The organism is Aquamicrobium terrae (assembly GCF_052978165.1).
Window position 1 is genome coordinate 2,234,148 of the sequence record NZ_JBRKLZ010000001.1, and the last position, 19,475, is coordinate 2,253,622.

Consider the following 19,475-nt stretch of genomic DNA (forward strand, 5'->3'; position numbering starts at 1 on the left):
ACGAAGAAGCGGGCAGGCGGATCGCTCCGCCTGCCCGCAATCGTTTCAGCCGTTGGTGAGCGCGAGCGCTTCTTCGGTGTAGCGCTTGCCGGCCACCTTTTCGGGCGAAAGTGCGTCGCCGATATTGGCGACCTCGGTGTCGCTCAGCCGTATCTCCGCTGCCGCGACATTCTGTTCGAGGTGGGCGATGCGGCGCGCGCCGGGGATCGGCACGATGAAATCGCCCTGGTGCAGGACCCAGGCAAGCGCCAACTGCGCCGGCGTCACGCCCCTGCCCTCTGCCATCTGTTCCAGCAGCGCCACCAGTCTCGAATTCGCTTCCATCGCCTGTGCCTGGAAACGCGGCAGGGTGCGGCGCCAGTCATCTTCGCCGAGGACTTCCGCCTTGCGGATCGTGCCGGTGAGCAGGCCGCGCCCAAGCGGGCTGTACGGCACGAAGCCGATGCCGAGTTCCCGGCAGGCAGTGAAGATCTCGTCTTCCGGCTCGCGGCTCCACAGCGAATATTCGCTCTGCACGGCGGCAATCGGGTGAACGGCATGGGCGCGCCGCAAGGTCTGCGCGCTCACCTCCGAAAGGCCGAGCGCGCGCACCTTGCCCTCCCGCACCAGATCGGCCATCGCGCCCACCGTGTCCTCGATCGGCACCGAGGGATCGACGCGGTGCTGATAGTAAAGATCGATGACGTCGATGCCGAGGCGCTTCAGCGACGCTTCCGCCACCGCCTTGACGTGCTCGGGGCGGCTGTCCACGCCCACCATGCGCTCGGCCCCGGTGCCTTCATCGCTGATCCTGAAGCCGAACTTGGTGGCGATGGTGACCTTGTCGCGCACGCCCTTCAACGCCTTGCCGACGAGGCGTTCGTTCTCGAACGGGCCGTAGACCTCGGCCGTGTCGAAGAAATCGACGCCGATCTCGACGGCCCGGTGCAATGTGGCGATGGACTCCTTTTCCTCTTGCCCGCCATAGGCGAAGCTCATGCCCATGCAGCCGAGGCCGACGGGATTGACGGTGAGTTCCGTTCCAAGTTTGCGTGGTTGCATCTGCAAGCTCCTTTGTGGGATGCGGCAGAGATAGGAGCAAGGCCGCCGTTCGATAATCCGTTTGTTTGAGCACTGGCTGTTCTGTATTTTAGATTAATGTCGCGTCATGAGCTTTCCCATCTCCCGGTCTTCGCGGCGGTCGCCCGGAACGGCAGCTTCCGGGCCGCCGCACGGGAACTGGGCATTGCCCCGTCGGCCGTCAGCCATGCCGTTTCGGCGCTGGAGGCGCGGCTGGGCGTACGGCTTCTGGCGCGCACGACGCGCAGCGTCGCGCTTACCGAGGAGGGGGCGGTCCTGCTGGAGCGGCTGCGGCCGGCGCTGTCGGAGATCGACCTTGCGCTGACGCAGGCGGTGGAAGCGCGTGACCGGCCGGCGGGAAACCTGCGCCTGAACGTTCCGCGCACCGCCGCCGAGCTTGCGCTGGCGCCGCGCCTTGGCGCCTTCGCGGCCGCCTATCCGGATATCAGGCTCGAGATCGTCAACGAGGACCGCTTCACCGATGTCGTGGAAGGCGGCTTCGATGCCGGCGTGCGGCTTGGCGAAAGCCTGCAACGCGACATGATCGCCGTGCGCATCGGGCCGCAACTGCGCAGTGCGGTCGTGGCGGCTCCCTCCTATATCGAGAGCAGGGCGCTGCCGTGTCATCCGCGCGACCTTGCCGGCCACCGCTGCATCCGCTTCCGCTTTTCCAGCGGCGTCATCTATCGCTGGGAGTTCGAAAAGGCCGGCGAGGAGGTCGTCATGGACGTGGACGGCCCGCTGATCCTCGGCGAGGACAGGGGGATCGTGCAGGCCGCGCTCGACGGCGCCGGCATTGCTTTCCTCTTCGAGGATTATGTGCGCCAGCCATTGGCCGAGGGCCGGCTGGTGCGCCTGCTGGAAGACTGGTGCCCGCCCTTTGACGGGTTCTTCGTCTACTATCCCAGCCGCAAGCAGATGCGCCCGGCGCTTCGCGCCTTCGTGGATTTCTTTCGCTGGCGCGACTAAAACCTGTTGTGGCGACCGCTTGGCTTTCTTGCCTCTTTGGGGCAAATCCGGGCCGGCAATTCTGGAGGCAGTAGCATGTTCCGCTGGGGTATCCTTTCGACGGCGAAGATCGCCCGCGACCATCTGCTGCCGGCCATCGCCGCTTCGGAAAACGGCGTGGTGGCAGCCATCGCCAGCCGCGACCCGGCCCGCGCCCGGCAACTGGCGGACCGGTGGAATGCCCCGCACGCCTTCGGCTCCTATGAGGAGTTGCTGGCCTCTGCGGAGGTGGATGGCGTCTACATTCCCCTGCCGACCTCGCAGCATGTCGAATGGGCGGCGAAGGCCATCGAGGCCGGCAAGCATGTGCTGGTGGAAAAGCCGCTGGCGCTGAAGGCCGCCGACATCGCCCCGCTGATCGCGCTGCGCGATCGGCACAAGGTGCTGGTCAGCGAGGCCTTCATGGTCGTTCACCATCCGCAATGGCTCAAGGTGCGCGCGCTGATCGCGGAAGGGGCCGTCGGCCGGCTGCGCCATGTGCAGGGCGCCTTTTCCTACTTCAATGACGATCCGCACAACATGCGCAACCAGCTCGATCTCGGCGGCGGCGCGCTGCCGGACATCGGCGTCTATCCGGTCGTGACGACGCGCTTTGCGACGGGCGGCAAGCCTGTGCGGGTGCAGGCGACCATCGAGCGCGACGAGACGTTCGGCACCGACATCTATTCCTCGGTGCGCGCCGATTTCGGCGGTTTCGAACTGTCCTTCTATCTCTCGACGCAGATGGCCGCCCGCCAGATCATGGTGTTCCACGGCGACAAGGGCTTCATAGAAATTGCCTCCCCCTTCAACGCCGGGCTCTATGACGACCAGCGGGTGACGCTGCACAACCAGGACCACGATGCGGCGCAGCTGTTCCGCTTTCCCGGCGCGCAGCAATATCGCCTGCAGGTCGAGGCTTTCGTCCGCGCGGCCGCCGGCGGCAGGGACCGTGTCTTCACGCTGGAGGACTCGGTGGCGAACCAGAAGGTCATCGACGCCATCTTCCGGGCCGGCACGCATGACGGCTGGGAGCCGGTCTGATCCCTTGATGAGCAAAGTTCCGCTGCCGGAGCTTCCGGTCACCGCCGTTCTGGCCGATCTCGCCGCAGCGCTCGACAAGGGCAACAAGGCGGTGCTGGTCGCGCCTCCGGGTGCCGGCAAGACGACGCTGGTGCCGCTGGCCCTGCTCGAGGCCGGCTGGCATAACAGTGGCACCATCGTGCTTCTGGAGCCACGCCGGCTGGCCGCGCGCGCCGCCGCGAGGCGCATGGCGTCCCTGCTCGGCGAGGAGCCGGGTGGTGTGGTCGGGTATGCCATGCGCATGGAAAAGCGCGTGTCGGAGCGCACCCGCATCCTTGTCGTCACCGAGGGCGTGCTGGCACGCATGATCCTCGACGATCCCGAACTGCCGGGCGTCAGGGCGGTGATCTTCGACGAGTTCCACGAACGCTCGCTGGATGGCGATTTCGGTCTCGCGCTGGCGCTCGACGTGCAGGGTGCGCTGCGTCCCGATCTGCGGCTGCTGGTCATGTCGGCGACGCTGGACGGCGCGCGCGTGGCAAAACTGCTGGACGGCGCGCCGGTGATCGAGAGCGAGGGCCGGTCGTTCCCGATAGACATCCGTTATCAGGAGCGCCCCGCCGGCACCCCGGTCGAGGACGCCATGGCCGCCGCCACTCGCGCGGCCCTTGCCGAGGAGACCGGCAGCGTGCTCGCCTTCCTGCCCGGCCAGCGCGAGATCGAGCGCACCGCCGAACGGCTGGAAGGCGTCGGGGTCGATACCGATATCGTGCCCCTTTACGGCATGATGGACGCCAAGGCGCAGGACGCCGCCATCCGCCCGCCGCCGCCCGGCCGGCGCAAGGTGGTGCTGGCCACCGCCCTCGCCGAGACATCGATCACCATCGACGGCGTGCGCGTCGTCATCGACAGCGGGCTGGCGCGGCTGCCGCACTACGAGCCGGCCAGCGGGCTGACGCGGCTGGAGACGGTGCGGGTGTCGCGCGCCTCCGCCGACCAGCGCGCCGGCCGCGCCGGCCGCACCGAACCCGGCGTGGCGATCCGCCTGTGGCGGGCCGAGCAGACGGCAGCGCTGCCCGCCTTCACGCCGCCGGAAATCCTCGCCGCCGATCTGTCAGGGCTGGTGCTTGATTGTGCGGCCTTCGGCGTTGCCGATCCCGCCAGCCTCGCCTTCCTCGATCCGCCTCCCGGCCCGGCGCTCAACGAGGCCCGCAACCTGCTGCGCACGCTGGGCGCCGTCGATGCGGACGGCCGCCTCACCGAAGCCGGACAGGCGATGCGCCGCCTCGCCCTGCCGGTGCGGCTTGCGCATATGGTGGCCGAGGCGGCCCGAAGCGGCGATGAGCGGGATGCCGCCGTGCTCGCCGTGCTCCTGACCGAGCGCGGACTGGGCGGCGACAGCGTCGATCTGGAGCGGCGGCTGATGCGCCTTGCCGGCGAACGCTCGCCGCGCGCCAATGCGGCGCGGCAATTGGCCGAGCGGCTGGCGCGCAGCGCCGGCAAGGGTTCCAGGAGCGGGGACCCTTTCACCCCCGGCGCCCTGCTGCTGCATGCATGGCCGGATCGCGTCGCCAAGGCGCGCGGCGAGCGCGGGCGCTTCGTCCTCGCCAATGGCTCGGGCGCCATGCTCGATGCGTCCGACCCGCTGGCCGGAGAGCCTTTCCTCGTCGTCGCGGACTTGCAGGGCAAGGCGCAGAACGCGCGCATCACCGCAGCGGCCGCCGTCGGCGAGGACGATATCCGCGCCTTGCTCGGCCACGACATCGAAAGCCGCCGCGAGACGCTGTTCGATCTGGAGCGCCGCAGCGTGCGGGTGCGCGAGCAGAGCCGGCTCGGTGCCATCGTGCTTTCCGAGCGCATGCTGCCCGCCCCAAAGGGTGACGAGGCGAATGAAGCCGTGCTCGATGCCGTGCGCGCCCACGGGCTCTCCATCCTGCCATGGGACAGGCAAGCGACGACGCTGCGCCAGCGCCTGTCCTGGCTGCGCAAGGGGCTGGGCGAGCCCTGGCCGGACATGGCGGACGAGGCGCTCGTTGCCCGGCTGGAGGAATGGCTTTTGCCCTTCCTGAACGGCGCGGCCTCGCTTTCCTCCATCGGCGGCGGTGCGCTTGCAGACGGCCTCACCGCATTGGTGCCGCATGATTTGCAGCGGCGCGTCGATGCGCTGGCCCCCACCCATTTCGACGCGCCGTCGGGCAGTCGCGTGCCGATCCGCTATGATGGCGAGCAGCCGGTTCTGGCCATTCGCGTGCAGGAATTGTTCGGCCTCGGCGTGCATCCCGCCATCGCCGGCGGCACCGTGCCGCTGACGCTGGAGCTGCTGTCGCCTGCGCACCGGCCGATCCAGACGACCCGCGACCTGCCCGGCTTCTGGCGGGGCTCGTGGGCCGATGTTCGCTCCGACATGCGCGGGCGCTATCCCAAGCATGTCTGGCCGGAGAACCCGCTGCTGGCTGAGGCCACCAGCCGCGCCAAGCCGAGGGGCACGTGAGCGCGACAGGAGGCTTGCCGGATGCCGGCTTCCGGACCATCATGCGGTTTCAAGCATAAGGCAGGCTCATGTCTGGTTTTCGCCGTCAGCTTCCCTCGATGACGTCGCTGGTGGTGTTCGAAGCCGCCGCGCGGCAGTTGAGCTTCACCCGCGCCGCGGCCGAACTCGGCATCACCCAGGCGGCGGTGAGCCGTCAGGTGCAGGCTTTGGAGCAGAACCTGGGCTTCCAGCTTTTCCGCCGCCTGCACCGCTCGATCGAACTGACCGAGCGCGGCCAGACCTTGTCGAAATCCATGTCCGAGGCGCTGGGCACCATCACCCGCACCGTGCAGTCTCTGACCGCCGAAACCAGCGCCGGCGAACTGGTCATCTCGGCGTCGGTGGCCTTCTCGCATTTCTGGCTGCTGCCGAAGATTTCCGACTTCCGCCGCCGGCACCCCGAGATCCGGCTGAAGGTGATCAGCCAGGACGCCAATGTGAACCTGCTGCGCGAGGACGTCGACATCGCCATCCGCTACGGCGAGGGCAACTGGCCCGACGGGCGGGCGATCATATTGTTCAATGACGATGTTTTCCCGGTGTGCAGCCCCGACTATCTGGCCGCCCACGGCTCGCCCGACTGTGTGGCCGATCTCACCCGCCACAGCCTGATCGTCAGCGATTCTCCCGATCCGAGCTGGATCGGCTGGGACCGCTGGCTCAACGCCTTCGGCCACGGTGCCGCGCCCCGCAATGTGACGTTGAGCTGCAGCTTCTACACCGACGCCATCCATGCCGCGATGCGCGGCGAAGGCATCGCGCTCGGCTGGCACAGGCTGGTCCACGATCTTCTGTTGCAGAACCGGCTGGTGCGCGTCTCCGCCGAGTCGCTGCGCACGCGCGAATCCTACTTCGTGGTGCTGCGCAACGGCCAGCCGGTCAAGCCGCAGGTGGATGCCTTCCTGCGCTGGATCCGTGCGGAGCGCGCCCAGCCGGACATCGTCCAGCCGAAAGCCGTTGCGGCCTTCTCCGAGGCCTAGGGTCCCGGTTTCTTTCATTACGGGTTGCATTACATGGTGTAATGCCTATCATTCGGGGCCTTGGGGTTTACAACCCTGGGGTAAGCTTGAAATCATGACCCTCAAAATAGAAAGCCGACCGGCTGGGAACCCGGGACGAGCATTGGGGGCAGGAACGATGAGGAGACGAGTCATCCCAGTATCGAAATCAGGCTTTTCCGCTCGTGGGAAAGCCGACTGCCAGGCAACGCCCGGCGCCTTCCACATCTTCCCGGATGGGAACCGCGCCGAAATCTTCACTTTCCGCACTCCGGCATATGAATGCGCCACCACCGGCGCCCCGGCAATCGCTCCCGTTTCACCGGGAGGCCGCCCTTGATGCACGGAACGCAAACCCCGGAACCTCCGACCAGTTCGCAATCGGCCAGACGCATCGAGGTGCGCGGCGTCAGCAAGGCCTTCGGCACCAATGCCGGCGAAGCGCTCGAACTGGCGCGCCAGGGCGTTTCCAAGGGCGACATTCTCAAGCGCACCGGCGCGGTGCTCGCCATCAACAACGTCTCCTTCTCGGTCGAGGCCGGCGAGATCTTCGTGGTCATGGGCCTGTCCGGCTCGGGCAAGTCCACGCTGGTGCGCTGCCTCAACCGGCTGCACGATCCGTCCGTCGGCTCCATCGAGATCGACGGCGAGGACATCGTCAACGTCTCCGAGGATCGCCTGCGCGAATTGCGGCTCGGCAAGATCACCATGGTGTTCCAGCATTTCGCGCTGCTGCCGCACCGCACCGTGGCCGAGAATGTCGAATACGGGCTCAAGATGCGCGGCATGGCCAAGGCCGAGCGGCGCGAGAAGGCGCTGAAGGCGCTGGAGAATGTCGGCCTTGCCGGCTGGGGGGACCGTTACCCCTCCAACCTCAGCGGCGGCATGCAGCAGCGCGTCGGCCTTGCCCGGGCGCTGGCGCTCGATCCCGAGATCCTGCTCATGGACGAGCCGTTCAGCGCGCTCGATCCGCTGATCCGGCGCGACATGCAGGGCGAGCTGATGGAATTACAGCGCCGCTACCGCACCACCATCATCTTCATCACCCATGACCTCAACGAGGCGCTGACGCTCGGCGACCATGTCGCGGTGATGAAGGACGGCCGCCTGGCGCAGGTCGGCAGGCCGGCCGAGATCGTGCTCAACCCGGCCGACGACTATGTCGCCGCCTTCACCCGCGACATCGACCGCGGCCGGGTGCTGCCGGTGCGCACGGCGATCCGCAGCACCGACGATCCTGCCGCGCTGCAGGAACTGGTCGAGAAGGGCGCCGTCACCATCGAGGGCAGCCGCCCCTTGCATGAGGCCTTCAGCCTCGCGTCCGAAGGCGGCCCGATCGTGGTGCTGGGCGCCGAGGGCCGGCCCGAAGGCCGGGTCGATGCGGCCGACATCGCCTCGGTGCTCGCCGGCGACCAGGCCGAGCAGGATCCATCCAGGCAGGGGAGGCAGTGACCATGTCCGACACGATGAACACGCTTCGCGCCGCCACCGACTTCGCCCGCCCGTCCCGCTACGGGGAACTGCCGCTCGACGACTGGATCCAGATGGTGGTCAAGGATTGGCTGGTGCCGATGCTGCGGCCCTTCTTCCGCCTCGTGCAGATGCCGATCCAGATGCTCATGGACAACCTCCAGGCGCTGCTGCTCGCCATCCCCTTTGCCGTGTTGCTGGTTCTGGTCGTGCTGGGCGCCTGGCGCGCGGCGGGCAGGGGCGTGGCCCTCTTTACGCTTGTGTCGCTGCTGCTGCTCGAATGGATCGGCATATGGCGCGAGACCATGGTCACGCTGGCCATGATTATCACCGCCGTGGTGTTCTGCATCATCGTCGGCATTCCGGCCGGCATTCTGGCGGCGCGCAGCGACAGGGCCGCGGCCATCATCCGGCCGATCCTGGACGTGATGCAGACCATCCCGTCCTTCGTCTATCTGGTGCCGATCGTCATGCTGTTCGGCGTCGGCATGGTGCCGGCCGTCATCGCCACCATCATCTTCGCGCTGCCGCCGCTGGTGCGCCTCACCAATCTCGGCATCCGCCAGGTGCAGGAGGAACTGGTGGAGGCCGGCCGCGCCTTCGGCTCGACCTCGCGCCAGATCCTGTGGGAGATCCAGCTTCCGCTGGCGCTGCGCACCATCATGACCGGCGTCAACCAGACGCTGATGCTGGCGCTGTCCATGGCCGTGATCGGCGCGCTGATCGGCGCCGGCGGCCTCGGCCTCATCGTCAACACCGGCCTCGGCCGGCTCGATGTCGGCTATGCCAGCGTCGGTGGCCTCGGCATCGTGCTGATGGCGATCATCCTCGACCGGGTGACGCAGGCGCTGGGCGAAACCGGAAACGAGGGCAAAGGCAGGGGAGGCTGACGGCCTCCCGCCGCATGCCCTTTAGCAATGCATGGAGAACTCGCAAGACATATCGACGGACGACCAAGTCCCAATTCACCCAACGCCAGAACAGGGAGAAACATGAAATGGCCGGAAACAGGATTCTTTACGGTATCGGCGCGGCACTGACGGCACTGACGCTCAGCGTCTCGCCGCTGGCTGCGCAATCGCTGCCGGGCGAAGGCACGACCGTGCGCATGGGCCAGCCCACCTGGGACACCGAGTGGTTCCAGGCCCAGGTTTACAAGAAGGCGATGGAAGCGCTGGGCTATACGGTCCAGGGTCCGACGGCGCTCGACAATCCGCCCTTCTACCAGGCGCTCGGTCAGGGTGACATGGACTTCTGGGCCAGCGGCTGGTTCCCGCTGCACAACACCTATCTGGACGAGATCAAGGGCAAGGCCAGCACTGTCGGCTATGTCGCCAAGGGCGGCGCGTTGCAGGGCTATCTGATCGACAAGAAGACGGCCGAGGAGCACAACATCCGCACCGTCGACGACTTCAAGAAGCCCGAGGTCGCCAAGCTTTTCGACGACAATGGCGACGGCAAGGCCGATCTGGTCGCCTGCCCGCCGGGCTGGGGCTGCGAACTGACCATCACCCACCAGATGGAAGCCTACGGGCTGGGCGACACGGTCGAGCCGATCAAGGCCGCCTATTCCGCCTCCATGGCCGATGCCATCAGCCGCTACGAGCAGGGCAAGCCGATCTTCTTCTACACCTGGACCCCGAACTGGACGGTCGGCATGCTGAAGCCGGACGAGGACGTGGTGTGGCTCGAAGTGTCGAAGCCGTCGCTGCCGGAAGACCAGAAGGAAATGGAGTCGCAGACCTCCATTCCCGACGTGAAGGGCTGCGCCAGCAACCCCTGCCAGATGGGCTGGCCGGCCAACGACATCCAGGTCGTCGCCAATGACGAGTTCCTGGAGAAGAACCCGGCCGCCAGGAAGCTGTTCGAGGAGATGAGCATCCCGCTGGAGGACATCTTCGCCCAGAACGCCCAGATGTATCAGGGTGCGGACAAGCCTGCCGATCTGGAGCGTCAGGCCGACGAATGGATCAAGGCCAACCAGCAGACCTTCGACGGCTGGATCGAGGCCGCCAAGGCCGCCGCCCAGTAAGCGGAGATCGCGATCAGGGCTGCTCTGCGGAGTCGGCCCCCTCATCGTTGCAAAAGCCGGCGGTACATTCCGCCGGCTTTTTTGCACATGGCCGCTTGGCGGAACAGGCGTTCTCATTTCTCAATCGGCTGCAACCGGATTGCAATTTTTACGCAAGTCTGTTCCCGCGATGTTCCTCGAAGGGGTATCAAGATGCATTTCTCCCGCATCCGGCGGCGCGATGAGCCGGCTTCGGAAAAGCGGAATTTGTTGTCCGGGCAACAACCTTCCGCACCCGGCAGGCAGACTTGACGCCTCCCCACCGGAACAGGCGTTCTCTTTTTTCAATCCGGTACAACCAGAATGCACTTTTACCACGATTTTGTTCCCTTAATGTTCTTGAAGAGGGCGGCAATTCGTGCTTCTCTTCTGCAACCGTCCGGTGTGGGGACGATCGCAGGCGGTGAGCCGGCCAATCGCTTGGTGATTGGCAGCAGGCAGGGGAACGGGATCCGGAGTACGGCTCATGGCCATGCTTTCCGGGTCCGAAGGGGCGGGAATATGGTTTCGCGCGTGCGCACAGTCGCCTTTCAGGGCATCGAGGCCGTGCCTGTCGACGTGCAGGTGATGGTGGCGCCCGGCAAGGTCGGCATGTCCATCGTCGGCCTGCCGGACAAGGCGGTGGCCGAAAGCCGTGAGCGTGTGCAGGCGGCCCTCCATGCCTCGGGCCTGTCGATGCCGGCCAAACGGGTGACGATCAATCTGGCGCCGGCCGACCTGCCCAAGGAAGGCAGCCATTTGTCTGGAATTGCAATTAGATTTCAATCAGATGAGACGTCTTCGTGTGGAGAACTCACCGAATGCTCACCACAAGAGCGAAAGAAGTCGATCAGGTTGCGTCGGTCGACCACCCACCGCTCGCCGACACGGCGGCCTGGGATGAGCCCCTTGGCGAGCATGTGGTAGGTCTGCTGATAGGTCCGGCCGATGGACCGGGCGATGTTTTCTGTATCAGAATAGCAGAGGCCTCATCTGGGTAGCAGAGAATGCACCCGGGACGAGGCCTCTTCTCGACTGGAGATCGAGGGCCATAAACAAGCATAGCCCTGGCGTCTGGTCCAGTGGGGCAAAGGCCCCAATCCTTACCACATTCTTAAGGCGGGTGCCTCAATCGTGTCAAAATTGCAACACGATCCTCCGAATGGCGGTGGTCAGAGGCTTCCAGAGGCGGAATCGGCTTGAATGAATCGTCTCGGTGGGAAATCAATCGAGCCGGAAAGAGGGGCGACTCGCACGATCTTTTCACCCACGGCCTTCGGGCACCTAGGAAACCATTCAGTTTTGAACTGGAGAGCATAAATGAACATCAAGAGCCTTCTCCTCGGCTCCGCTGCGGCCCTGGTCGCAGTATCCGGTGCTCGCGCAGCCGACGCGATCGTCGTCGCCGAGCCGGAACCCGCTGAATACGTCCGCATCTGCGACGTCTACGGCGCTGGCTACTTCTACATCCCGGGCACCGAGACCTGCCTCAAGGTCGGCGGCTACCTGCGCTACGACATCGGCATTGGTGACAACCACGGTCTGAAGTCCCTCGATAAGGAGGACTATTTCAACGGTGTTGCTGCTGACATCAACGACACCTACTTCAAGCGCATGCGCGCCCAGCTCACCTTCGACGCTCGTTCGGAGACCGAGTACGGCACCCTGCGTGGTTATATCGCTACGTATTACCAGCGTGATTCGGTTTCCGGCACCTACAACTTCGGAACCGTGGCTGATCCGGATTTGGTTGGCCCTTGGTCGAGCACTGAGTCCTCTTGGGCTCTTGAGCACGCCATCATCCAGCTCGGTGGTCTGACCATCGCCTACACTGACTCGCTGTTCGAGACTCTGACCGACTCGGCCGGCACCGTCATCAACGACGACATCGGTGTCAACTACACCCCGGGCAAGACCCACCTGATCGCCTACACCTTCGATGCCGGCAACGGCTTCTCGGCCACGATCGGCGTGGAAGAAGGTTCGGGCGTTCTTTACACCATCGACTCCTACGTTCCGCATGTCGTGGCTGGTGCCTCGTTCACGCAGGGCTGGGGCAAGATCTCGGGTGTGATCGGCTACGACTCCAACTATGGTGAAGTCGCTGGTAAGGTCCGCCTCGACGTCAATGTCAACGACGCTCTGACCCTGTGGGTCATGGGTGGCATTGGCGACGGCAACGAGCTCAACTACTACGCTGTTTGGGAAGGCGATTGGGCTGTTTGGGGTGGTGCTCAGTACCGCGTCAACGAGAAGGCTTCGCTGGACCTTCAGCTTGCCTATGACGATGGTGACAACTTCGGCGCTGCCGTTGGCGTCAACTACCAGCTCGTCCCGGGCTTCAACATCCGTCCCGAAGTCACCTATGTTGACTACGACGGCGACGATGGTTGGGGTGGTTACCTCCGCTTCCAGCGTTCGTTCTAAGATCGGTTCTACCGTCTGAACAGAAGAACCCGGCAGGCAACTGCCGGGTTCTTTCTTTAAAAGTCAGGATTGAAAGCTACGCGCCAGCTCAATCACGCGATCCTGCTCTCCCTCGATCAGCAGATCAATCGGGGTTTCATCATCCAGTTCCGTGTTCGGCGCGATAAGCCATTGCCAAGCCGCGCGTTGGTCACCGAAAACAGTGATGACCTGTGCCAGCCCATCGACCGGGCGGCCATCGAGAAACTGTTTAAGCGGAAACACCGGCTTCTTGCTGGTCTTGGCATTGAGCGCCACGCATTCACCCCGCCTATGCCACCGGTGTAGGGTGGAGCGGTTCACCCCGAAATACTTCTCGATCAGGGTGGGGCCCGCAACGGGGCCTGCCCAGTCATCAGGTAATTGCAGGCCATCTGGGTTGGCAGGTCCCGCGGCATAGAAGCGCTTGATGCCGTGTTCGAGGTTGCTTTGCGCGGCCTCTACCACGTTAGCGACGAAGTCAGTCGCTAGCTCCGTGAGGTGATCCTCCAGAGCGGCCATGGACCTTTGTACCGATTGTGGCTGGACAGCGATCTGGGCCGCAATCATTGCGGCAACTTCCGAAGCCGTTCGAAGCCCTGGTAAATGCAATGTTGGATCATGCTCTTTCAGCAATTCGCCAATCAGCTTGGCGATCTTCGCTTCAAGTTCTTCTCGCTTGGCCAGGCGCGACCTGTAGATGTCGCGAGATAGCTTCCGCCTCGTTGCCACTTTTCCAATCCCTACACAGTTTTGTGCCAGACTGACAATCTTTACGACTTCGTCAATACTGAAGGTTTCGCACTTACGGCCGCATAACCAACACCCCAAAAATCGCTGGAGTCTTCTATGCCTCAAGAGGATCCCGGAGCTATCGGTTTGGTCTCACATCGTATTACGAGCCATTGAATAGAGTTTGGGCTTATGAGTATTGAGAGCCCCCGACAAAGATGCTTGGATGGCCGTGAGAGGGGAAGATGACGCCTGCCGAGCTATCCGCCTGCCTGCGAATTATCCGCTGGACGCCAGACACACTGGCCGACGCGCTGGAATGCGATATCAGCCTGGTACTTGCTTGGCTGGAGGGCGTCGAGCCGGTTCCGCTCAAAACCAAGATATGGCTGAAGGCCATGGCCCAGTTCCATGAGGAAATCGAGGCCGAGCGCCCAAAGAGCCTGAAAGGCAAGCGGTTCATGCCGCACTGACGGGAGACAGTGCATGAAGGTCACCCTCACTCTGCTGCACGCCGAACAAGTCGCCCTGCGTCGATTTATGGCGCAGTTTGATATCGCCACGCCGGAAGACGCGGCTGCCACAGCCCTGCGGGACTGGCTGATAGGCCAAGGGTATCTCAAATCCCTAGAGATTGATGAGGATACCGAGACGGCGGGGAGCGCTTAATCAGGTTGAGAAGCCGAATGAGACTCGGCTATGGTCCCTGCGAGGGGATTGATTCCGAAATATGGCAGAGATTACCGAAGCCCAGCGCGAGCAGATCAAACTTCGCGCCAATTACATCAACGGCCTAGCTATTGGCACGTTCACAGCCGGCGCACTTTCGCCAATCATTGCGCTCACTTTGCATGAGGGGCCGACGAACCAGTCGTTGCCTTTGGCGTCTTTTGTGGCTTGCCTTTGCTTTGTGGCCAGTTTCGTCCTACATTTGAAGGCAGTCGAACAGCTCTCGGAGCTATGACCATGAACTTCTGGCAGATCATCGCTTTCCTTACCCCCGCCCTCGGCGCACTGGCCATTGTCTACGCGCTCAAGCTTTTCCCAACGGCGAAGGCTTCGGGGGACCAATATGAACTAGACCTCGGCACGCCGAAGGATTATGCGCGCCCTCGATCTGCCATGGCTCACAGCGTCGATAGGGCTACCGATAGGGTGAAGGAAGAAGTCAAGCGCATCCGTGATCTTCCGAGCCTCCCGCGAAAATAGGCCCGATTTTTCTCGCTCCTGCCCCCTAGAGATATAAAACTCCCCCTTTGTGCCTTCTGGCCGGCGTTTCCCACACCGGCCAGCTTCACATCGAACTAATTTTGCAAAGTAGGGTTTGAAGAGAACATGCTTCCCTTGCTCGCCCGGTTCGCATCGTGCGCGGTGCTGCCCATGCCACTGGCGGACAAACGCTCAACCTTGATCCACGCTTTGCACTTGTTTGTCGTGCCGCCGACAACGCCGAGCTGTCCGCCATGACACCCGACAGTCTGGCCGTTGCTATGCCTGTAGCAATCGCCCTCGTTCATGGTCGTTCCGCCGTTGATATTGCTCATGCACGCAGCGGACGCGCTTGCTATTGGCAGGACGGACAAGACTGCCGCCAGAACAGAAATCTTCACCCTCATAACACCCTCCTCCTGTAGCGCTGGGAATGCCCGAACCCTAGGAGGCCTCCGATGAATGGGCTCTGAACGCACTGTTCAGGAAACTCTGCCGCTGCTCAGCAACTCTCGCGGTAGATTTGCGACGGTTTCCACCAGCGCGCGCCGGCGAAAATCGGCACGGAGCTCACGTTTAAGAACCCTCTTTAAGGTTGCCCGGCACCTGAAATCAAAAAAGCTTCCTCCCCAACAATCCTCGTGAAGCCTGTGGAACCGGGGCATGACGTAACGTCAGGTGTCGTCTTCCTGGTTTTCGAGGAGCACCATCGCGCATGGGTGGGCCAATTCCAACAGGAGACATGCGCCATGCATGGTACAATTGGAAATGCTTCCGTTCGAGTTCACCGGGTTATTCGGCGTAGCAACGACTGGACGCTGAAAGAGCATGAGGTCGTCGTCTCGTATTGGCCGGACATGGGCGCGATTGCTGAACGGCTTCCCCATCGTTCCAATACGGCCATCCGTGCGTTCGCAGGGCGCTGCAACCTGACAAGCAACCGGCACGTCTGGACTGCAGCTCAAGACAACAAGCTTCGGAAACTTGTGGCGGCAGGCTTTCAACGAAAAGAGATCGCTGCGGAGCTAGGTCTTTCAATCCAGCAAATAGGAGGGAGGTTGAGCTACTGCAAAATTCACACCGCCCGCCGTCCGCCTGCGCCGTCAGAAAACGCCTTGGTCCATTCAATTCGCCAGCGCGCCTTTGAACTGAACATGTCCCTGGCCGATTTGGATCGCTCCTTGGGGACCAGGAAGATTTTTCGGCAAGCTGCGGGACGGCAGCGGGTAGGGCATACTCATATCGAACGAGCAGTAAAGGCCCTCGGAGGCAATCTGGTTGTCGAATGGACAAAGCAATGAGTTTCCACCGGCAACTCCTGGAAGGAGCCATCGACCGACTAATCGATCTCCTTGACAAGATCGACGGCGATCCTGATTTCGAACCCGAACCACTGGAAGAACAGCACGACGCCGAAGCCGACGTGACTTGGACGAGCGGCATGGCACCGGGTTGGTTTATCATCGCGGAGAATGCTCGACGAAAAATATAGTAGAATGAAAACTAGAATCCGATTGGCGGCTCAGCTTCATTTGGGCCGCCTATTTCCTATCAAGTCAGATGTCGGGAAAAGATGGGGACCCTGATCTGATGCCCAAGATCACAATCGACATCCCTGCGGACGTCTACCAAGCGCTTCATCGGTTCGCGCTACAGGATCGGCTAACGGGTGAGGAAGCCGCACTCCTTGTGCTTCGGGATTGGCTGATCAGCAATGGCTATCTCAATGCCGAGATGGCACTGGACGATGTCACCCCAACAGAGGGTGAGTCATGAGCAACGACCCAAACCGCCTGTCCAATGAGGCAGCAGCAGATCCGTCCGAGATTTATGACCATCGGTGCGAGCATCCGAACTGCCTGAAATGGGGTAGTTTTGGCTATAGCCCGAACAAGAACATTAAGCCGAAATGGTACTGCGGCCTGCATCGAGGCGACGGCGAGGCGTTGATCGGCAGCATGACCAGGCAATAGAGGGATCCAATTCCCGCCGTCGCCGTTGCTGGCGGCATGGACAAGATCATCCGACCAAACCATGAGGGAATGTACCCTGACCGTAGCATCGATTGCCAAAAGGCAATGGATGTTGCCCTTAGGGAGTTGCTGGATTTAGCAACCAATGCCGGATGGTCCATTCCCGAGGCACTGGAGGCCATCGAGCGCGTAGTCCCGCACCTACGCAAAGCCTATGAGGCCGACCCTGATCCCACAGATGAAGGTGCTGGCCCAGTATAGAGGCCATCACAGCTCAGATCGGAGAGGCGACAGCCATTTCCGTCACGTCATCGAACAATATCTCGCAGATCTGCTTTCCGTCTTTATAGCGCAACCTGACCGCCCATCCTGACGGTTGCCCTCCCCTCTCGACGGACTCGTCGTAGAGGTCCTTTGCTGAGCGCAATGCCTCGGCACGAGCGGCTTCCGGACTGGAGAATTCGATATCCAGAATTTCACGCTCGCCACCCTTATCATCCGGATAAACGAAAGAGAAAAGCGGCATGTGTAATCCTCAGGGACAAACTCCCCTTAAGCATATCGGCCATGCAAGTGTAACAAAAGCCCGCCACCCTTTCGGATGACGGGCCTGTTGTGATTTTTCGTGGAATGAGGACCCTGTTTGAGGGGTGATTTTCGTCCAAACGGGACCCCTTAACGTGGGGTCATCAAGATGCCTCCGGTTTGATCGGAGGCATTTGTGTTTTGGATGTTGGTTGTGGAGACGATTGCAAAGATACGTCGGCTGTCGCTGGTGCAGGGGAAGTCGATCAAGGCGATCTGCCGGGAGCTGGGCATCTCGCGGAAGGTGGTTCGCAAGGTGCTGCGATCGGACGAGACCGAGTTCCGCTACGAGCGCAAGCATCAGCCGTATCCTCGCATGGGAGCCTGGCGCGAGAAGCTGGACGGGCTGTTGTTGGCGAATGTGGCGAAGCCGCAGCGTGAGCGGCTCACGCTGATCCGGATCTTCGAGGAACTCCGAGGCCTCGGCTATGACGGCAGCTACAGCTCGGTGTGGCGGCATGCGCAAGATTGGGAAGAGCACCGCGGCAGCGCTGCCGCCGAGGCCTACATTCCGCTGAGCTTCGCGCCAGGCGAGGCCTACCAGTTCGACTGGAGCCATGAGATCGTCCTGCTGGACGGCGTGACGGTCACCGTGAAGGTGGCGCACATGCGGCTTTGCCACAGCCGCATGTTCTTCGTTCGGGCCTATCCCCGTGAGACGCAGGAGATGGTGTTCGATGCACACGACCGGGCGTTCGCGTTCTTTCGTGGAACGTGCACGCGCGGCATCTATGATAATATGAAGACGGCGGTTGACGCGATCTTCATCGGCAGGGATCGCCGCTATAACCGCCGCTTTGCGCAGATGTGCGGACATTACCTTGTCGAACCTGAAGCCTGCACGCCGGCGTCGGGTTGGGAGAAGGGCCAGGTCGAGAACCAGGTCGGGCTGGTGCGCGAGCGTTTCTTCACGCCGAGACTGCGCTTCAAGACGCTGGAGGATTTGAACGGCTGGCTTCTCGACAAATGCGTCTCCTACGCCAAGGCGCACCGGCATCCCGAACAGGGTGACCGCACGATCTGGGAGGTGTTCGAGGAGGAGCGGGCCAGCTTCATTCCCTATGCCGGCCGCTTCGACGGCTTCCACTGTGTTCCGGCCTCCGTGTCGAAGACCTGCACGGTGCGCTTCGACAACAACAAATACTCGGTGCTGTCGAGCGCCGTCGGCCGGCCGGTCGAGATCCATGCCTATGCCGATCGCATCGTCATCCGCCAGGACGGCGTGGTGGTCGGCGAACATGCCCGCTGCTTCGGCCGCAACGAGGTGATCTACGATCCCTGGCACTATGTGCCGGTGCTGGCCCGCAAGCCCGGCGGGCTGCGCAACGGTGCGCCGTTCCGTGGCTGGGTTCTGCCGTCAGCCATGGAGAAGATACGTCGCAAGCTCAAGGCGGCCGACGATGGCGACCGGCAGATGGTGTCGATCCTCACCTGTGTGCTGAGCGACGGATTGAACGCGGTCGAGGCGGCCTGTCAGGAGGCGCTCGATCACGGCGTCTCGTCGGCGGCGGTGATCCTCAACATCCTGGCCCGCCGCCGCGATCCGGCGCCGGGCACGATCCTTTCCATTCCCCAGGCGCTGAAGCTGGCTCACGAGCCGATCGCCGACTGCGCCCGCTATGACAGTCTCAGGAGGACGAACAGCCATGGAACGCACCGAGGTTCTGGAACTGATGGGCACGCTGAAGCTTTACGGGATGCGATCAGCCTATGACGAGATCATGGGCGTCGCCATCAAGCGCCAGCACGAACCACCGAAGATCGTCGGCGATCTGCTGCAGGCGGAGATATCCGAGAAGCAGGCACGCTCCATCAAATACCAGCTCACCGTCGCCAAGCTGCCGTTGGCCAAGGACATCGACGACTTCGACTTCACCGGCACGCCCGTCAACGAGAGCCTGATCCGCGATCTCGCCGGCGGAGCCTTTGTCGCCGATCAGCGTAACGTCGTCCTGGTCGGCGGCACCGGCACGGGCAAATCCCATCTGGCCATCGCCATTGCCCGGGCGCTCATCCGCAACGGCGCGCGCGGCCGCTTCTTCAATGTCGTCGACCTGGTCAACAGGCTGGAGACGGAGACCCGCGCCGGTCGGCAAGGCCGCATTGCCGATCATCTTACCCGGCTCGACTTCGTCGTGCTCGATGAACTCGGCTATCTCCCCTTCGCCCAGGCCGGCGGGCAGTTGCTCTTCCACCTCGTCTCGAAACTCTACGAGCGCACCAGCGTCATCATCACCACCAATCTGGCGTTCGGCGAATGGCCCACTGTCTTCGGCGACGCCAAGATGACCACCGCGCTGCTCGATCGCCTGACCCATCACTGCGAGATCGTCGAGACCGGAAACGAATCCTGGCGCTTCAAGAGCCGCTCTCAAAGCTAAAGCCGAAAGCCAACGAAACGCACCCGATCAGGC

General features: G+C 63.0%; 22 protein-coding genes and 1 pseudogene. 19 read left to right on the plus strand and 4 right to left on the minus strand.

From position 1 onward, the window contains the following. Positions 1 to 45: 45 nt before the first annotated feature. Positions 46 to 1,041, minus strand: coding sequence for an aldo/keto reductase (locus tag ACVCNR_RS11105; RefSeq protein ID WP_447074829.1), 996 nt, complete (start codon positions 1,039 to 1,041; stop codon positions 46 to 48). Between the two features lie 96 nt (positions 1,042 to 1,137). Between ACVCNR_RS11105 and ACVCNR_RS11110 the strand changes: the two genes are divergently transcribed. From ACVCNR_RS11110 to ACVCNR_RS11150, 9 genes and pseudogenes are all read left to right on the plus strand, one after another. Beyond that, on the plus strand, positions 1,138 to 2,028 hold the full coding sequence (locus tag ACVCNR_RS11110) for a LysR family transcriptional regulator (protein ID WP_447074830.1): 891 nt from the start codon (positions 1,138 to 1,140) through the stop codon (positions 2,026 to 2,028). Between the two features lie 75 nt (positions 2,029 to 2,103). After that, the gene (locus ACVCNR_RS11115; protein ID WP_447074831.1) at positions 2,104 to 3,090 is read left to right on the plus strand and encodes a Gfo/Idh/MocA family protein; all 987 of its coding nucleotides are present in this window, start codon (positions 2,104 to 2,106) and stop codon (positions 3,088 to 3,090) included. A gap of 7 nt (positions 3,091 to 3,097) precedes the next feature. Next, positions 3,098 to 5,560 (plus strand): ATP-dependent helicase HrpB, encoded by a 2,463-nt coding sequence (hrpB, locus tag ACVCNR_RS11120; RefSeq protein ID WP_447074832.1) that lies wholly within the window; start codon positions 3,098 to 3,100, stop codon positions 5,558 to 5,560. Between the two features lie 68 nt (positions 5,561 to 5,628). After that, complete coding sequence (locus ACVCNR_RS11125; protein WP_447074833.1) at positions 5,629 to 6,579, plus strand: LysR substrate-binding domain-containing protein; 951 nt, start codon at positions 5,629 to 5,631, stop codon at positions 6,577 to 6,579. Positions 6,580 to 6,936: 357 nt separating this feature from the next. Next, on the plus strand, positions 6,937 to 8,049 hold the full coding sequence (locus ACVCNR_RS11130) for a quaternary amine ABC transporter ATP-binding protein (RefSeq protein ID WP_354194489.1): 1,113 nt from the start codon (positions 6,937 to 6,939) through the stop codon (positions 8,047 to 8,049). Between the two features lie 2 nt (positions 8,050 to 8,051). Next, a complete protein-coding gene (locus ACVCNR_RS11135; protein WP_354194491.1) occupies positions 8,052 to 8,957 on the plus strand; it encodes an ABC transporter permease in 906 nt (301 codons plus the stop codon). Positions 8,958 to 9,064: 107 nt separating this feature from the next. Beyond that, entirely contained in the window at positions 9,065 to 10,099 is a 1,035-nt protein-coding gene (proX, locus tag ACVCNR_RS11140) for a glycine betaine/L-proline ABC transporter substrate-binding protein ProX (RefSeq protein ID WP_354194493.1), read from the plus strand. A gap of 540 nt (positions 10,100 to 10,639) precedes the next feature. Beyond that, positions 10,640 to 10,876 (plus strand): annotated as a pseudogene (locus tag ACVCNR_RS11145) (magnesium chelatase domain-containing protein); the annotation flags it as partial. A 561-nt stretch (positions 10,877 to 11,437) separates the two neighbouring features. Further along, complete coding sequence (locus tag ACVCNR_RS11150) at positions 11,438 to 12,544, plus strand: porin (RefSeq protein WP_447074834.1); 1,107 nt, start codon at positions 11,438 to 11,440, stop codon at positions 12,542 to 12,544. Positions 12,545 to 12,607: 63 nt separating this feature from the next. Here ACVCNR_RS11150 and ACVCNR_RS11155 read toward each other — a convergent pair whose 3' ends face one another. Continuing rightward, positions 12,608 to 13,294 carry an antitoxin Xre/MbcA/ParS-like domain-containing protein gene (locus ACVCNR_RS11155; protein WP_447074835.1) on the minus strand — a complete coding sequence of 229 codons (687 nt, stop codon included), beginning with the start codon at positions 13,292 to 13,294 and terminating at the stop codon, positions 12,608 to 12,610. Positions 13,295 to 13,539: 245 nt separating this feature from the next. On the opposite strand from ACVCNR_RS11155, the gene ACVCNR_RS11160 reads away from it, so the two are divergent. From ACVCNR_RS11160 to ACVCNR_RS11175, 4 genes are all read left to right on the plus strand, one after another. After that, a complete protein-coding gene (locus ACVCNR_RS11160) occupies positions 13,540 to 13,767 on the plus strand; it encodes a hypothetical protein (RefSeq protein ID WP_447074836.1) in 228 nt (75 codons plus the stop codon). A 13-nt stretch (positions 13,768 to 13,780) separates the two neighbouring features. Next, positions 13,781 to 13,963: a hypothetical protein gene (locus tag ACVCNR_RS11165; protein WP_447074837.1), complete on the plus strand. Its 183-nt coding sequence runs from the start codon at positions 13,781 to 13,783 to the stop codon at positions 13,961 to 13,963. Positions 13,964 to 14,024: 61 nt separating this feature from the next. Then, positions 14,025 to 14,258: a hypothetical protein gene (locus tag ACVCNR_RS11170; protein WP_447074838.1), complete on the plus strand. Its 234-nt coding sequence runs from the start codon at positions 14,025 to 14,027 to the stop codon at positions 14,256 to 14,258. 2 nt (positions 14,259 to 14,260) lie between these two features. After that, a complete protein-coding gene (locus ACVCNR_RS11175; protein WP_447074839.1) occupies positions 14,261 to 14,503 on the plus strand; it encodes a hypothetical protein in 243 nt (80 codons plus the stop codon). Between the two features lie 95 nt (positions 14,504 to 14,598). On the opposite strand, the gene ACVCNR_RS11180 is transcribed toward ACVCNR_RS11175, so the two are convergent. Further along, positions 14,599 to 14,910, minus strand: a complete 312-nt coding sequence (locus tag ACVCNR_RS11180) for a hypothetical protein (protein ID WP_447074840.1) — start codon at positions 14,908 to 14,910, stop codon at positions 14,599 to 14,601. A gap of 342 nt (positions 14,911 to 15,252) precedes the next feature. On the opposite strand from ACVCNR_RS11180, the gene ACVCNR_RS11185 reads away from it, so the two are divergent. The 4 genes from ACVCNR_RS11185 to ACVCNR_RS11200 all read left to right on the plus strand — a co-directional run bounded on the left by ACVCNR_RS11185 (position 15,253) and on the right by ACVCNR_RS11200 (position 16,476). Then, on the plus strand, positions 15,253 to 15,804 hold the full coding sequence (locus tag ACVCNR_RS11185) for a hypothetical protein (RefSeq protein WP_447074841.1): 552 nt from the start codon (positions 15,253 to 15,255) through the stop codon (positions 15,802 to 15,804). Next, positions 15,801 to 15,995, plus strand: coding sequence for a hypothetical protein (locus tag ACVCNR_RS11190; RefSeq protein ID WP_447075680.1), 195 nt, complete (start codon positions 15,801 to 15,803; stop codon positions 15,993 to 15,995). Before ACVCNR_RS11185 ends, ACVCNR_RS11190 begins: the two co-directional genes overlap by 4 nt. A gap of 98 nt (positions 15,996 to 16,093) precedes the next feature. Continuing rightward, entirely contained in the window at positions 16,094 to 16,279 is a 186-nt protein-coding gene (locus ACVCNR_RS11195) for a hypothetical protein (protein WP_447074842.1), read from the plus strand. Next, complete coding sequence (locus tag ACVCNR_RS11200; RefSeq protein WP_447074844.1) at positions 16,276 to 16,476, plus strand: hypothetical protein; 201 nt, start codon at positions 16,276 to 16,278, stop codon at positions 16,474 to 16,476. Before ACVCNR_RS11195 ends, ACVCNR_RS11200 begins: the two co-directional genes overlap by 4 nt. A gap of 274 nt (positions 16,477 to 16,750) precedes the next feature. On the opposite strand, the gene ACVCNR_RS11205 is transcribed toward ACVCNR_RS11200, so the two are convergent. Then, the gene (locus tag ACVCNR_RS11205; protein ID WP_447074845.1) at positions 16,751 to 17,002 is read right to left on the minus strand and encodes a DUF6894 family protein; all 252 of its coding nucleotides are present in this window, start codon (positions 17,000 to 17,002) and stop codon (positions 16,751 to 16,753) included. 204 nt (positions 17,003 to 17,206) lie between these two features. Between ACVCNR_RS11205 and istA the strand changes: the two genes are divergently transcribed. Both istA and istB read left to right on the plus strand, forming a co-directional pair. Beyond that, the gene (istA, locus tag ACVCNR_RS11210; RefSeq protein WP_447075681.1) at positions 17,207 to 18,775 is read left to right on the plus strand and encodes an IS21 family transposase; all 1,569 of its coding nucleotides are present in this window, start codon (positions 17,207 to 17,209) and stop codon (positions 18,773 to 18,775) included. After that, entirely contained in the window at positions 18,708 to 19,442 is a 735-nt protein-coding gene (gene istB, locus ACVCNR_RS11215; protein WP_035033516.1) for an IS21-like element helper ATPase IstB, read from the plus strand. The genes istA and istB overlap by 68 nt, the downstream gene beginning before the upstream one ends. The last annotated feature ends 33 nt before the right edge of the window (positions 19,443 to 19,475 follow it).

Bases quoted from the DNA above. Each gene is read 5' to 3' on its own strand.
- ACVCNR_RS11205 (WP_447074845.1), bottom strand. From the start codon at position 17,002: ATGCCGCTTTTCTCTTTCGTTTATCCGGATGATAAGGGTGGCGAGCGT.
- ACVCNR_RS11175 (WP_447074839.1), top strand. From the start codon at position 14,261: ATGAACTTCTGGCAGATCATCGCTTTCCTTACCCCCGCCCTCGGCGCA.
- ACVCNR_RS11125 (WP_447074833.1), top strand. From the start codon at position 5,629: ATGTCTGGTTTTCGCCGTCAGCTTCCCTCGATGACGTCGCTGGTGGTG.
- ACVCNR_RS11150 (WP_447074834.1), top strand. From the start codon at position 11,438: ATGAACATCAAGAGCCTTCTCCTCGGCTCCGCTGCGGCCCTGGTCGCA.
- ACVCNR_RS11200 (WP_447074844.1), top strand. From the start codon at position 16,276: ATGAGCAACGACCCAAACCGCCTGTCCAATGAGGCAGCAGCAGATCCG.
- ACVCNR_RS11130 (WP_354194489.1), top strand. From the start codon at position 6,937: ATGCACGGAACGCAAACCCCGGAACCTCCGACCAGTTCGCAATCGGCC.
- ACVCNR_RS11165 (WP_447074837.1), top strand. From the start codon at position 13,781: ATGAAGGTCACCCTCACTCTGCTGCACGCCGAACAAGTCGCCCTGCGT.
- ACVCNR_RS11180 (WP_447074840.1), bottom strand. From the start codon at position 14,910: ATGAGGGTGAAGATTTCTGTTCTGGCGGCAGTCTTGTCCGTCCTGCCA.
- proX (WP_354194493.1), top strand. From the start codon at position 9,065: ATGGCCGGAAACAGGATTCTTTACGGTATCGGCGCGGCACTGACGGCA.
- ACVCNR_RS11135 (WP_354194491.1), top strand. From the start codon at position 8,052: ATGTCCGACACGATGAACACGCTTCGCGCCGCCACCGACTTCGCCCGC.
- ACVCNR_RS11160 (WP_447074836.1), top strand. From the start codon at position 13,540: ATGACGCCTGCCGAGCTATCCGCCTGCCTGCGAATTATCCGCTGGACG.
- ACVCNR_RS11185 (WP_447074841.1), top strand. From the start codon at position 15,253: ATGCATGGTACAATTGGAAATGCTTCCGTTCGAGTTCACCGGGTTATT.
- istA (WP_447075681.1), top strand. From the start codon at position 17,207: ATGTTGGTTGTGGAGACGATTGCAAAGATACGTCGGCTGTCGCTGGTG.
- ACVCNR_RS11195 (WP_447074842.1), top strand. From the start codon at position 16,094: ATGCCCAAGATCACAATCGACATCCCTGCGGACGTCTACCAAGCGCTT.
- hrpB (WP_447074832.1), top strand. From the start codon at position 3,098: ATGAGCAAAGTTCCGCTGCCGGAGCTTCCGGTCACCGCCGTTCTGGCC.
- ACVCNR_RS11115 (WP_447074831.1), top strand. From the start codon at position 2,104: ATGTTCCGCTGGGGTATCCTTTCGACGGCGAAGATCGCCCGCGACCAT.
- ACVCNR_RS11170 (WP_447074838.1), top strand. From the start codon at position 14,025: ATGGCAGAGATTACCGAAGCCCAGCGCGAGCAGATCAAACTTCGCGCC.
- ACVCNR_RS11105 (WP_447074829.1), bottom strand. From the start codon at position 1,041: ATGCAACCACGCAAACTTGGAACGGAACTCACCGTCAATCCCGTCGGC.
- ACVCNR_RS11110 (WP_447074830.1), top strand. From the start codon at position 1,138: ATGTCGCGTCATGAGCTTTCCCATCTCCCGGTCTTCGCGGCGGTCGCC.
- istB (WP_035033516.1), top strand. From the start codon at position 18,708: ATGGAACGCACCGAGGTTCTGGAACTGATGGGCACGCTGAAGCTTTAC.
- ACVCNR_RS11190 (WP_447075680.1), top strand. From the start codon at position 15,801: ATGAGTTTCCACCGGCAACTCCTGGAAGGAGCCATCGACCGACTAATC.